We start from the raw sequence: 13831 nt of genomic DNA, 5'->3' as shown, positions 1-13831 counted from the left end.
AAATAGGCAGAAACCGCTTAAATACGCTATTTAATTTGCTTTTTACCAGTCTTGCGATTGATAAATTAGTTTCCCATACGAGAAGCGAAATATCCTGGGGAATGTGCATCTTTCTTTTCTTCAGTTCCATGAGCACACCGATGCACAGGCTGTTATTCAGCACATAAAGAGCTGTGGGGCCTTCCACGTCCAGCAGCTCCGCCGTCTTCTCCCGGATCTTTTCCTTATCATTATGTGCGGCAAACATCACCAGGTCTTCCCGGTATTCGGCGCCGTACTCTTCCAGTGCTTTTTTATAGCCTTTGATTCTTTCATTTACAGTAGAATAATCGTCAGTTGCGAGCACCCCGATCTTTCTGTGTCCCAATTCCAGAAGATACCTGGCCGCCTGACAGGATGCCTCCGCGTTATTGCTCTGAATTACCCTGGAATCCAGTCCGCGGATTCTTCTGTCCACAAACACAACCGGTACGCTGCCCTGATACAGTTCTCTGTATTGTTCCCGGATCTCCTCTTCCCTTTTTACCGTAGACATCAGGATCACGCCGTCCACCTGTCTGCCATACATGTTCTGGAGATGCCCGATTTCCTGCGCCACATTCTCATGGGTGTTGCAGACAATGACATTGTACCCCTGCTTTTGTGCTTCTTTTTCAACTGCATAGATCAGTTTATTGCAGTAATTATTTTTAATGCTGCCCAGTATTACGGCAATTGTCTTTGTGCTCTGGCCCCTTAGTCCCTGCGCTACCAGATTGGGCCTGTAGTTTAAAGCTTCCACAGCCTGCATGACTTTTTCCCTGCTCTTTTCCGATACGTTGCCGTAACCGCCGACCACACGCCCCGCCGTTGCTCTGGACACGCCTGCCAGCTTCGCCACATCTGTAATCGTAATATTCTGTTCCATCCTTCCACCTCCGCTCTCACATTTTTGAGAACGATCTCATTTCTGTGAATTTAAAAACTTGAGAACGTTCTCAAGTTGTAACTGTATTATACTCACACCATTTTCTATTTGTCAATTGCTTTTGGTCAACATGCTTTATTTTATTAGTTTTCACTAATTATTGTTAGCTATTTTTATCAGTATTTCACAAAGTTTTATTTTCATATCGCTGAAACCATTTCCCAAATTCTTCCGCTGGCAAAGGCCTGGAAATCACGTATCCCTGCACCATATCGCAGTGAAGTGAGCGCAGATATTCCAGCTGTGCAGTATCTTCAATCCCCTCCGCCACCGTTTTCACATGCAGCCTTTTGGCTAGTTCAAGCAGGCAGGCAATTACAGCCTTTGCCTTGTCACTGGACATATCCAGGAAGAACAGGCGGTCCAGCTTGATCACGTCCACATCAAATTCTTTCAACAGCCCAAGTGAAGAGAATCCGGAACCGAAATCATCCAGGGAGCAGCTGAAGCCGTGCTCATGCATCTGGCGTATCACATTTATAACCCTGCTGATCTGTCCGTCGTCAAAGAAAATAGATTCCGTGAGTTCGAATTCGATCATCTCATGTGCAATGCCATATTTATCTGCAGTTTCAATAAAAGGCTCCAAACATTGGCTGCCCTGAAAATGGAGCCTGGAAAGATTCACCGAAACCGGCACCGGATTCTTCCCCTCTGCGGTCCATTGCTTCAGCAATTTACAGACTTCTTCAAACATATACAGATCCAGCTGGCAGATCCTGCCATTTTTTTCAAACAGCGGGATGAAGTCCGATGGAAAAATCATCCCCTTCTTTGGATGGTTCCAGCGCACCAGAGCCTCTGCGCCCTCAATCCGTCCGCTTTCAAGCCCTGCTTTGGGTTGAAGATACACCTGAAAATCATGATTGATCAAGGACTCTTGAAACAAAGCGTTCAGCTCCTGCTCTCTCTTCACCTGTTTTACAATAGCGCCGCTGTAAAACGCACAGACATTCTCCGATCCCTGCTCTGCATATTGATATGCCAGGCGGGCACGGTCCTGCAGAATCGTAATATCCATGAACGGATCGTCTAACATACAGGCACCCTGCTGAAAGATCAGCTCGCAGTGCGGTACATCTGTGTCTTTAAAGGAATGAATATCTTCGAGTATTTTATCAAGCCGCATTTGTACATCTTCACGACGGCTTTCTTTCAGGCAGAGCGTAAAGTGATCGGATCCGCTTCTGGCGGCAAACTCATTCTTATGCCTGTCAATGTTCCTGTCCAGAACCCGATATATATAACGGAGTATCTCGTCCGCCTCTTCACTGCCATAACGCTCGTTAATCAATTTAAATCCCTTCACGTTCAGCTGCACTAAGTAGTAATCAGACAACCTATGTCCGGCCCTATTTCGGTAAATTTCAAGCGAAGAGCCGCCTGATTCATGCCGCCGGTCACTTCATCCATAAATGCAAAACGCTCCAGCTTCCTTCTGCTCTCATGAAACAGACGGTAAACATTCAGCAAAAGCACGAAACAGGCGGCGGCGACAAACCCCAGGATCAGAAATGAACGGAATACATACCGGTCCAGCCCCTCTGATATGATGTCTGCCGGTATCAGCGTGAGAAGAAACCAGTCGTTTATATTCAGAGAATTGTATGACAGATACAGCTCCTCTTGCTTGATGGACGTAAATTCCAGCATCCCGTTTTTACCGCTCTTTAAATCGGCCTTCATCTCGTAAATATCATCGACAACCTCGGAGTCCCTGTCGTTTTTGAAGATATCATCCAGCTGCATAAAGGTCTCTACATCAGTTGGGGAGAGAATCACCTCCCCGCTGCTGTCGATAATGCAGCTAAGACTGTTTCCGCTAAAGCTTTTGGAGGCAATCATTTCCTGCATCTTTTCCTTATTCCTGATGCCTACTGCCACTTCCTGTATCTCTTGATTGATGGTAACCGGCACCGTATAGATGATCTCCTGTCCGCCAAGGTAACTTGCCCCTGCCTTGCCTTCAAATGCTTCCTTTACGACAGGAAGGCGGCTGAGCCGTTTCTCTTCCTGCTCATTGAGACTGCGGCTCTGGCTGGATGAGACCAGTTTTCCCTCATTGCCAATGACAAAAAGAGAAGAAAATTCGAGTATGTCCGCCTTTCTCTTTAAAAGTTCCGGCAATTTTGCAATCCCGGCATCCTCCTGCAGCCTGGCTGCGGAATCTGCGACTGCTTTCAGATCCTCCATTCTATGATTCATGGTATCGCTAATTTCTCTTGTTGTCTGTATGGTTACATCGTATAGATACTGCTTCGTACTGCGGTCCAATACGCTCCTCAGATCTGCTGCATTCCATATGGAAATAAGTAATGTAATGATAACAACAGCAGAGATAAAAACGATCTGGACTCCTCTTAACATCAACGGCCGCCGATAATTCGGAACAGCTTTCACTTTTTTCTTCATGGCAAATGCTCCTGTTTACAAAAATAAATATTTGTACCTTTGTTATTCATTTTACTATGAAGCATTTTTACCGTGCAAACCAATATTTGTGTACGTATACAGATAGTGGCTTTAAGAAATAATATGATTTATGATATACTGTTGCAAAAATTAAAAAGGAGTCCCGGCTATGGAGCAGAAAAAGACGTTATATGATTACTTATATCAGAACCTAAGGGAGCAGATACTGACAGGTATCCTGACTTACGGCGCTCATATTCCTTCCATAACGCAGCTCTGCGATATATACAATGTCGGCGTAAGAACCGCAAAAGATGTGGTCAAGGCCCTGAAGAAGGAGGGGCTGATCCATACAGAGCAAAGGCGCCCGTCTATTGTGATATACCGTCATCCGCAGGCCGCCACAGACAATCCCATCTATGCTATCCTGGGACAGCGCAGCTCTATTCTCACGGTTTATCAAACCATGTCCATACTGATGCCGCTGCTTCTTTCATTTTCAGCCAGCCTGTGCAGCCCCCGGAAACTGGAGCAGTGCTTCTGGCCGCTTATCCATGAGCGTCGTGAGAAGCGGGAATTGTGGCAGAGCCATTCGGACTTTCTCCATGGTCTGCTGGCAGCTTCGCACCACCTGCTATTCAGAGATCTGTACACCAGTCTCGAAATCTATGCACAGGTTCCCTTCTTCTGGGAGCACAGGGCAGAATTCCCAACCACCCCTGCATATGAGGCCTGCAGACGCAAATTCTGGGACATAGAAACTTTAAAAACCAGAAATCACGAAGAAATATGCCGTCATTTTACCCATTCCTACCGGCTGTCGGCAGAGATCATCAGCCAGTACCTTGACCAGCTTGCCAGAGAATATCCGATGGTTTCGGACCACAGTGAGGATATCTACACATGGCGTGCCGAGCTTGGCAGGGACCACTATTATATGCAGATTGTCCGGGATCTGATTGACAAAATCGGCCTGGGGACATACAAAGACGGGGATTATCTGCCCTCCAAAAAAGTGCTTGCAGACCAGTACGGCGCTTCCCGCTCCACAATCCGCAAAGCCATTGCCACCCTGAACCAGCTTGGTTTCGGACAGACATTCACCCCCAAAGGCACCCGTGTCATACTTGCTACGGATGAGGCGACTTATGCCTGTATGAAAACAAAAATGTACAAACGAGATACCCTGCTCTACTTAAGCGGCCTGCAGTTCATGGCCCTCGCCGCGCCATCCGCCGCAGCCCTGGCATTTCCCAACATTACGCCCTCTGTACAGGACCGTATGCGCAGCAGGTTCCGTGAGCCAGGGGCGATTCCCCTGGACATTATCATGGACGAGGTGATAAGCCTGCTGCCTCTTCGTCCCCACAGAATTATTCTGCAGGAAGTCCGCAGCATCCTCCACTGGGGCTATTATTTTTCCTTTTATCCTGAGGGAAATCAATTATCCAATCCGTTAAACCAGATGGGATTAAAAGCATTTGAAGGCCTGGAGGCCCAGGACTGCGAGGCCTTCTCTATGCATCTTGCCCAATGTTACTGCCATGTCCTGAATGTGGTCCGGGAATTCATGGTCACGTGCGGACTGCCGGAGGCCGCAGAGATTGTAACACCCAAAAAACGGTTTTTGCAGTGCACCATATATAAATGAAAGATACAAAATCAAGGCTGATGGACGGTTCCTCCCGTCCATCAGCCTTATCTTCTATATACCTGCCCAGAGGTACTTTCCGCGTTCTCCAACCTGATAGAAATCCCCATAGTTAATATGGAATACATCTTTTTCTATTCCGCTTATATCCGCCTTATTCTTGATCAGATACTGCCAGATTCCCGCGTTGGAGATGTCCCCCTGAAGGAGAATCCCCTCTATTTTGCCATCCCGCAGAATCACTCTGTTATAATGCCCGCGGTCTTCTCTGACCTGAACTTCGTCTCCCTCTTCTGCACGGATTTTCCCGATGCAGAGCGTGACAAGCCCAAAGAAATTGATTGTATTTTTAGCCGCATATGTATCCGTATATTCTGTTTCAATGCCGCACATATTTTTTCCGGCTATACGCCCCTGGTCCGCCGCATTTGGCCAGATTCCTGAGAGACCCGTCATGTCTCCTGCCGCATAGACATCCGCCGCAGTGGTCTGCAGATAGCTGTCTACCACGATCCCCCGTTCACAGGCAATGCCGCTGCCTTCCAGATATGCTGTACATGGGCGCACACCCGCCGCAGCAATAATCATGTCGCAGGCCACTTCTTCCCCGTTATCGAGTGTCACCTTATGAATCCTGCCATCGGCTTCACATACAGCCTGGTCCGCCTTTCTTCCAAGGAGAAAACGTACCCCTGCCTTTTCAAATAATTCCTGATAAGCAGCCGCCCCGTGTTCATCCAGCTGAACCGGCAGGATCTGAGGCGCCATCTCTACGATGGTCACTTTCTTTCCCAGTTCCAGAAGTCCATATGCTGCATCCAGGCCTACCAGGCCGGAACCGATAATCAGGATTTCCTGCGCCTGCGCCGCTTCCCTCACAATCGCCCGCGCATCCGGCAGATCTCTGAGCCCGAATACATTGGACGCTTTTCTGAGTTCCCCGACAGGAGGAATCAGGCTGTTCGCCCCGGTTGCAAGCAAAAGTTTGTCGTAACGGACGGTTTCTCCGTTATCCAGAACGGCTTCCTTTTGGTTCGGACAGACTTTGGACAGCCTCACGCCGCTCATCCAACGGACGTTGTATTTGGCAAAGAAGTCTTCCTCTGTAAAATCCAGACCCTTCTCGTCTCTTTCCCCGGCAATATATTTATGCAGCATACAGCGGGAATGAATCTGTGTGTCTGCAGAAATCATGACAATCTCCGCTGATTCTTCCTGCGCTCTTATGACCTTTGCAGCTTCTACGCCTGCAACTCCGGCGCCGATTATTACATACTTCATCCGCTATACCTCCTCCACATAAATCGCCTTCGTTGGACAGGCCGCCACACAGGATGGCTCGCCCCCTGCATTTACACAGAAATCGCACTTGATGACTTTGCTGTTCGTAACACTGTCAGGCTTCAGTACTCCAAAAGGACAGTTCATCACGCACATGAAACAGGAACCGCAACGGTCCTCGTCATAGAACACATGACCGCTTTCGGGATCTTTTCTGAGCGCACCACTCATACAGGATTTGACGCACTCCGGGTTGTCACAGTGACGGCAGAACAGCGGTTTATATCTTCCTTTGGAATCCTTCAATATAAAGTTTCTGGACTCATTTTCCGGGTCTGTCAGATTCAAGTCATAGACCGTACCCTCGCCTTCTCTGTGAGCCTGCATGCAGGCTACGGAGCAGTTCTTACATCCATCGCATTTTTCATACTCAATCATGATACGCTTCATAAAATAAGGCTCCTCTCTTAAATATTCAGTCCCTGGCGTTTTTCCAGTACAATCTTCTCTAAAATGTCTGCGGATTCTTTTGCATCTCCGTTGATGATGACCTGTCCTCCGGTCAGAGTCTTCATATCTTCTGTCAGTACCTGAACCGCTACCGGGCTTCCGGTTACAAACGGCGGCAGTCCCAGATGAAGCGGAAGTCCTAAAGCCAGGCCGTAGCATCCGTCTGCCAGCGCCTGTTCTTCCAGCCACTGTGCCGCAGAAAGCACAAGCGGAAGCTGAGGCAGGTCGACTCCCAGTGCCTCTGCCAGCTCGGTTGCCACGATTTCCAGACGTCCGATTGCCAGACACGGTCCAAAGTTCAGCACCGGCGGAATTCCCAGTGATTCACAGACTGCACGCAGTTTCGGGCCTGCATATTTGGCTGCTTCCGGTGTCATCAGCCCGCAGTTTTCGATACCGCCTGAAGAACATCCTGCAGTCAGTACGATGATATCTCTTGAAATCAGTTCTTTTACCAGGTCGACTGTAAGTATGTCATGGCCTCCTGCAGTCAGGTTTGAACATCCGACTACTCCTGCAACTCCCTTGATATCGCCTGATACGATCAGATCGATCAATGGTTTCCAGCTTCCGCCGAGGAATTTTTTCAGGGAAACTTCGCTGACTCCGGTCAGTGTATTCTCGTAACCGTGTTCTTCCATCAGATTCATAGGCACATTGCCTCTGCGTGCACTGTAAGCCTCGATTACTTCGTCAATAATCTCTTCCGTAACAGCCGGACGGTTTTCAAAATCAAATTCTTTTAATTCCGCATTGGCTTTTTTCGCTATATTATCAATGCAGATCTGCTTAATCTGCAGTTCATCACAGATCGGCTCGATTCCCGGCAGAGTACAGTTAAACTCTGAGATAACGGCATCAATTCCTCCGGTTGCCAGAATAGCTTCACTTGTGAAGTTATTGCCGGCATGGCCGTCAAAGATCTCCGTGTAGTGTGCGCCCCTCAGCTGCAGATCCTGCCCCACGCAGGTACATCCAACCAGCTTGAATCCTTTTGCGCCGGCTTTTTTTGCTTTTGCAATCACGTCCTCATCGGTCAGCCTGTTCTGCAGGAAGGTAAACATGGAGTGCTGATGTCCGGTAATCATGATATTGATATAATCCGGGTCAATGACTCTAAGCCCCACAGGTGCAAAACGGATTTCCGGTTCTCCGAGCACAATATCGTTGAGTAAATTCGTAAGCACAAGCCCGTACATTCCTGTGGATATCCCCAGCTTGAGACAGTCAAGGAGCATATTGACAGGGTCGGAATTCAGATTGGTTGAACATTTTACGACTCCGTGGAACACTTCAGACTTCGCGCCTCCGGGAAGAATTCCCAGCTCTTTCCATTTCTCAAAGCGTGGTTTATATGCCATCTTCTCTGTAAGCTGCATCTTTTCATACTCCGGCAGGTATAGATCTCTCAGAACCGCGTCTGCGACTGCTTCTGCCTTTTTATGTACGTCTGTCTCCTCAATGCCGAAAAGGGTAGCCAGACGGTCCAGTGTCTCAACACCTTTGATCTCGCCTTTGCTCTTTGCCACATTCTTCACGTTCAGAGCTGTATTCTCCACCACATGGATGTAGCAGCCGGAACCGGAAGCTACGGCCCTTAAAAGATTTCTCGTTACGATCGTATCTGCGTTCGCTCCGCAGATTCCGCGCGGCGCTTTTGGTGTAATACGGCAGGGGCCGTTCGCACACAGGCGGCAGCACACACCCTGCAGTCCGAAGCCACACTTTGTGCTCTGTGCATCCACTCTGTGATGGGATGTCTCCACGGGCAGTTTTGCAATAAAGTCCTCCAGCGGCTTGTCAGCACTTTTGCAGGTATTGCATCCATAACATTGATTCATAATCTTTTCCTCCTTAATACATGACTATTTTAGTCTAGTTTTGTTTTATAAAAAAATCCCTTTCCTTCTGAAAGGAATATTTTTCAGAGTATATCTAAAGATTCTAGTTACCTGATATATCAGAATAAATCATACAATGTGGTTGATTTGAGCGCATCAACAAGTACTTTCTGCACTTTTCTCAGTTCCGCATGTACTCTGCAGGCATCTCCGCCTGTATTCCTGCTGCATGACTGGCTCATACACGGCGTAATCATAGGTTCCTCATCCACTGCTGTCACTACATCATAGAGCGTAAGGGCTTTCAATTCCACTGCCAGCCGACACCCTCCGGCCACGCCCCGTTCCACGATAATATATCCGGCCCTCTGCAGCTTGCCGATAATCTTGTATGCAAATGACTCCGGCACTTCCTCCGCCTGGCATATATCCTTCACTGTATGCTTCTCCTTATCCTTCAGAGAACGCATAATACGAATCGCATAATCAGCTTCCTTTGTGATAAGCATTGCAACACCTCTTTTCTATAGTGATAGACTAACATACTGGAGTAAAAAAGTCAAGTTTAAAATTAAAGAAAAAAGCGGCCAGGCCCACTTCAACTCCCCCTCACTCATGAGGGGCTTGCACACTTTGGCGCCGCCGCAATGCCGCCTTGCGGCTATTTACCTTATCGCGCCGTGTGCATCCCCCGGAGGGTTGCAATGCCGGCTTTCCTCTTTACTCCTGATATCCGCAGCAGCATCCTCAGATTTTTACTGCGGGAACGGAAAGTTTTGCCCCCATATCTGTATCAGCTCCAAAATTAAAGCTGGGCGCTTTATCATAAGCCATCCTGTAGCCGTATACTTCAGGATGATATCTTTCCACCGCCGCATATGCACTCTCGATTGCCGCGCAGAAGTCTTCCTCATCCTCATATGGCTCCGTCTGGAAATACAGCATAACACATGGCTCCAGCACTGCGGTTTTATACTCCGCAGGCAGCGGTTTGTTAAAGTCCAGGGGAACTTCTATTCCAGCCGCCATTTTCGAAAAGCCTTCCTCTACCAAAAAACCGGGCAGTTCCATCAGGGCGGCTGTATCGAATTTCTCTCCGATGCTGTTTAACAGCCCTTCCCACTCACATCCCATTTCTTCGCAGTAAGAAAAATAGTCTTCTGCGCTTCGGGAGGGAAGCCAGATCAATTTCCTTTGGGGCCTTTCTTTCGCAGTTATCATGCACAGACTCAGATCTTTACTCATAATTGTTTCCTCCATATATTTCAGTAATGCATAGTAATGATTAACCGGGTATTGGACAAACAGAGGAATCGGGATCAATCTTTCCCTGTATTCAGAGGGAGTTACGTGAAAACGCCTGCTGAAAGAGCGGGTAAAGCCTTCATGTGAGGAGAAATGGCTGTTCAGCGCAACCTGAAGCACACTGTTACCTGTGCCTGCCAGTTCGTTGGCGCTCTCGGTCAGACATACCGCATTCACATATTCCTGCAGCGTCCTGCCTGTCTGATGCTTGAAAATACGGTCGGCATGGCGCCTGGAATATCCGGCTGCCCTGCATACCTTTTCCACGGTAAAGCCGTCCTCCTGAAAATGTTCCTTTATATAATCCTGCATGCTTCTTACTGCCTCAATTTCATCCATACTATGCTGTATCCTTTACTTCATTATCATACTGTGTCTATAAGGAATCTGTCTTGATAAATCCGGACATGATTTTTACTTAAAAAGCCCTATTCAGTTCTTTCTATAAATATTATAACCGGCAGCTGTCCATTAAAACGCCTTACTCAAAATAATATCTGCTGCCTCCACATATGCCCGCTAAATCTTTTGAGCATAAAAATACCTCAAAGCCTTCTTGATGGCTCTGAGGCATCTCTTTTCTATATTCAGTTGTATTTACCAGCTCCGGAAGAATAAGTTATTGCCGATATTCACCCCGGGCCTGTCCGTTGATCCGGCATAGAGGAAATAATAACAATCCGCCACCGCTGCCAGCCTGACTCCGCTCAGCGCTTCTTTTGCCACCTGACAGGAAAGCGCCCTCGGCCCCCTGGACAGGGCCGCATCCAGGCTCCCCTTAGTTACCGGTTCAAACTGATTGGATGCATAAACTACTTCTGTAATGCTATTGGGGAAGCGGGGATCATTCACCCGGTTCAGAATCACCGTGGCAACCGCCAGCAATGAATTGTAATCCTGATACGCTTCACACTCTATAATCGCCGCCAGCAGCCTTTCCTCATCCTCGGATACCTGAAGCGCCTCCGCACGCACGGTTGATCCGTCCGTACCGCTCGGGTACCCCAGTGCCGCCGTCTCCTGGGCGCGCACCTGCTGAAGCCTTACTGTATATGCCTCCAGATCCGTTGACGTAGCTTCCGCTTTCATCCTCAGCTCATCCTGCTGCGCCGTCAGCCTGCCCTGGAGATCGCCCAACGCCTTCTGCTGGTTCTGCAGTGTCTCCTGCTTTGTGGCAATGTCTTCCCTGACTGCGCTTAAGGATTCCAGCATCTCTCTGTCATAATCACTGATATTCTGGATAAATTCCGCTTTGTTCAGGAAGTCGGTCATGCTCTCTGCTGAGAAAAGCAATTCCAACAAGGACGCATTGCCTGTCTCATATAAATACTTAATGCGCGCTTTCATATCCTCGTACTGCTGTTCCTCGTTGGCTTTCGCACTAGAAAGAGCTTCTTCCGTACGGAGGATCTCGCCTGACATAATGGCTGACTGCATCTCGATGGACTGAATCTCATCGCTGATCGACAGCATCTCCTGGTTGATCCCCTCCAGCTCGGTCTGCAGCTCAGCGGTCTTCTGGCTTAAAGATGCGGAATCTTCCGCCCGGACAGGGATCAGAGGACATACCACTGCAAGAGCGCATGCAATTGCAAGTCCCTTATGTAACCTTCGTCTTAAGTACAAATTCATAATCTTAATTCCCTCCTGGAATAGTATCTGTTCAGACATTATACTATATAATGTCTTATTTCGCAATTTAAGATTTTCCACAATCTTCTGCGAGGCGATTCGAATGCAGTGTTTCTGTGGGTTGCTGCCGCAAATTTTTTTCATGTCGGGCGGGATGTTTTAAAGGATTTTGCATATGGAAGTTCCAAAACAATGTTGTTTTGATTATTGGAAAGGTTTATAATAATTAACATACCACAACGTGAAACTAGAATACTATTAAAAAAGACTTTGTAACTATGTAGAGAGATTAGAAAGGAAAGGATACTGTTATGAGTACATATTCTATTTATTTCAGCCCCACACAGGGAACCAAAAAGGTTACAAATGCATTAGCCAGCGCCTTCGAGGACTATAAGGAGATTGAATTATGCAAGGCAGATGACGGCAGCTTGCTGCCTGCATTTACGGAACAGGATGTGTGTATTATTGGAGCTCCTGCTTTTGGGGGAAGAGTGCCGGCGTTTGCAATTGAACAGATTAAAAAGCTGGAGGGCCATCAAGCAAGGGCGGTATTAGCGGCTGTATATGGCAACAGAGCCTATGAAGATACGCTCATCGAATTATACGATACCTTAAAAGAATGCGGTTTTCGATGCGTCGGCGCCGTTGCTGCAATCGCGGAACATTCCATTATGCGCCAGTTTGCTGCAGGCAGGCCCGATGAACAGGACATAGCAGAATTAGAAGAATTTTCAAGAGAGCTTTCCGAAAAATTAGCCGGCCCAAAAGGCGGTGAAGAGATTCAGGTACCGGGAAACCGTCCTTATAAAGTATTCAACGGTTCGCCGATGAAACCTTTCACGACCGAAGCATGCAATAATTGCGGCACATGTGTAAAAGCCTGTCCGGCAGAAGCCATCTCAGCAGAAGCTCCGTATACCACGGATCCGATAAAGTGTTTCTCATGTATGCGCTGTATCCAGGTCTGTCCTGAGAATGCAAGGCAGGTAAACCCGGATATGGTAAATGGGCTCGTACAAAAGATGCAAAAAATGTTGGAAGTACCGAAGAAAAACGAATTATTTATTTAAGCAGTATATAAAATGGCTCCGGGGGCTTTGCCCCTGAGCCATTTTACGAATGCAGCATAGCTGCTTCTGCATCAGATAACACCATGTACTTCTTTTCATATCCCTTTCCTTTTGTCCCTAAGTGTTCTTAAACATGCCCATAGTAATCTCTATGGTTTACAACAGAGTAAGCATAATCCAGCAATGTCCCCCAGCTATATACCGGCAGATCCAGCTCCCGCTGAATTGCTCTGGCAAAAGGCTGCATCCCCGTACATTCCAGCATAATGGCTCCCATATCCGGATGTTTATCCACCAGGTCCCTGCACATGGCAATCATCTGCTTCTCTGCTTTTGAATAATACGCCTCCGGAACCTCCTTGCGCACCTGTGCATTCCAGAGATTATCAAATTCCGTGCAGCCATATTCGTCCTGTGCACCGGCGATAAAATAATTACTGTCCGGGGCAATGCCCACATTTTTCAGATGTGTCTCTGTCAGGAATTTGCCCATAGCGGCAACAATCCCCACGCTTCTATTCTTGCCGATCGTCTGCTGGATCATTGGAACCTGCAGCAGACTTGACATGAATACCGGGATATCCACATAGCCGGCAACCTCCTGCTGGAAATATGCAAAATATCCGCATTCCGCTGCGATTGCGCGGCACCCCATTTTTTCCAGCCGTTTCGCCGCCGCCAATATCGGCTCCCTGCACTGTGTTTTATCTTCCTCCCACACCAGCTTATAAATATCTATATCCTGAACAATGTCATATTGTATAGGATACGGAAAAGCACTCGCGTTTCTGACATCTCCCGGGAACCCCGGATAGACTTCATCCAGAATCATGATCCCAAGCCCCATCCCGTAACAGCTGTGCTGCTTTCTTGCACGTATCAGCTCTATATTTGTATCATGTGGCAAATAGTACATATTTTCCCTCCTATACTTTTAAGTATGAATCCAATCGTTTCAGTTTATCCTCTGGCAATGCACCGCATCCTAAGATAACCGCCGCTTGGGCACATCGTCGGCTTACTGCCATATTTGAGGCATGTTGCAAGCTGATACATCAGTACCTTCTCGCCAGGCACATCAAGATAGTGTCAAATGATGTATGGAAAAACGAGTCAAATAAATAAGGCTCAATTGAACCTTGAAAACTGTAGATATTGA

General features: G+C 47.7%; 12 protein-coding genes. 2 read left to right on the top strand and 10 right to left on the bottom strand.

Annotated features, from left to right (window positions below; translation table 11 throughout):
• The 3 genes from GKG43_RS21915 to GKG43_RS23795 form a co-directional block, all read right to left on the bottom strand.
• A partial coding sequence (locus GKG43_RS21915; protein ID WP_129880034.1) for a LacI family DNA-binding transcriptional regulator occupies positions 1–907 on the bottom strand: 907 nt, incomplete at its 3' end.
• A gap of 184 nt (positions 908–1091) precedes the next feature.
• Positions 1092–2288 (bottom strand): GGDEF domain-containing phosphodiesterase, encoded by a 1197-nt coding sequence (locus GKG43_RS23800; RefSeq protein ID WP_330612229.1) that lies wholly within the window; start codon positions 2286–2288, stop codon positions 1092–1094.
• A complete protein-coding gene (locus tag GKG43_RS23795; RefSeq protein ID WP_330377688.1) occupies positions 2288–3379 on the bottom strand; it encodes a cache domain-containing protein in 1092 nt (363 codons plus the stop codon). The genes GKG43_RS23800 and GKG43_RS23795 overlap by 1 nt, the downstream gene beginning before the upstream one ends.
• 169 nt (positions 3380–3548) lie before the next feature.
• Between GKG43_RS23795 and GKG43_RS21905 the strand changes: the two genes are divergently transcribed.
• Positions 3549–5030, top strand: a complete 1482-nt coding sequence (locus GKG43_RS21905) for a GntR family transcriptional regulator (protein WP_055153879.1) — start codon at positions 3549–3551, stop codon at positions 5028–5030.
• A gap of 54 nt (positions 5031–5084) precedes the next feature.
• On the opposite strand, the gene GKG43_RS21900 is transcribed toward GKG43_RS21905, so the two are convergent.
• The 6 genes from GKG43_RS21900 to GKG43_RS21875 form a co-directional block, all read right to left on the bottom strand.
• A complete protein-coding gene (locus GKG43_RS21900) occupies positions 5085–6311 on the bottom strand; it encodes an FAD-dependent oxidoreductase (RefSeq protein ID WP_050641646.1) in 1227 nt (408 codons plus the stop codon).
• Between the two features lie 3 nt (positions 6312–6314).
• On the bottom strand, positions 6315–6761 hold the full coding sequence (locus GKG43_RS21895; RefSeq protein WP_055153881.1) for a 4Fe-4S dicluster domain-containing protein: 447 nt from the start codon (positions 6759–6761) through the stop codon (positions 6315–6317).
• Between the two features lie 17 nt (positions 6762–6778).
• Entirely contained in the window at positions 6779–8662 is a 1884-nt protein-coding gene (cooS, locus tag GKG43_RS21890; RefSeq protein ID WP_050641648.1) for an anaerobic carbon-monoxide dehydrogenase catalytic subunit, read from the bottom strand.
• A gap of 119 nt (positions 8663–8781) precedes the next feature.
• The gene (locus GKG43_RS21885) at positions 8782–9171 is read right to left on the bottom strand and encodes an Rrf2 family transcriptional regulator (RefSeq protein WP_050641649.1); all 390 of its coding nucleotides are present in this window, start codon (positions 9169–9171) and stop codon (positions 8782–8784) included.
• A 238-nt stretch (positions 9172–9409) separates the two neighbouring features.
• The gene (locus tag GKG43_RS21880; protein ID WP_055153883.1) at positions 9410–10306 is read right to left on the bottom strand and encodes an AraC family transcriptional regulator; all 897 of its coding nucleotides are present in this window, start codon (positions 10304–10306) and stop codon (positions 9410–9412) included.
• A 258-nt stretch (positions 10307–10564) separates the two neighbouring features.
• Positions 10565–11599 (bottom strand): cell wall hydrolase, encoded by a 1035-nt coding sequence (locus GKG43_RS21875; RefSeq protein WP_055153885.1) that lies wholly within the window; start codon positions 11597–11599, stop codon positions 10565–10567.
• A 311-nt stretch (positions 11600–11910) separates the two neighbouring features.
• Here GKG43_RS21875 and GKG43_RS21870 point away from each other — a divergent pair, with 311 nt between their 5' ends.
• Positions 11911–12672, top strand: coding sequence for a 4Fe-4S binding protein (locus GKG43_RS21870; protein WP_055153887.1), 762 nt, complete (start codon positions 11911–11913; stop codon positions 12670–12672).
• Positions 12673–12799: 127 nt separating this feature from the next.
• On the opposite strand, the gene GKG43_RS21865 is transcribed toward GKG43_RS21870, so the two are convergent.
• On the bottom strand, positions 12800–13588 hold the full coding sequence (locus GKG43_RS21865) for an aspartate/glutamate racemase family protein (protein WP_050641653.1): 789 nt from the start codon (positions 13586–13588) through the stop codon (positions 12800–12802).
• Between the last annotated feature and the right edge of the window lie 243 nt (positions 13589–13831).

Origin of the sequence: Eubacterium sp. BIOML-A2 (genome assembly GCF_009680135.1) — a bacterium.
GTDB lineage: Bacteria > Bacillota > Clostridia > Lachnospirales > Lachnospiraceae > Faecalicatena > Faecalicatena contortus_B.
The sequence above is the reverse complement of the archived record's forward strand: the minus strand, read 5'-3'. Positions and strand labels throughout refer to the sequence as shown.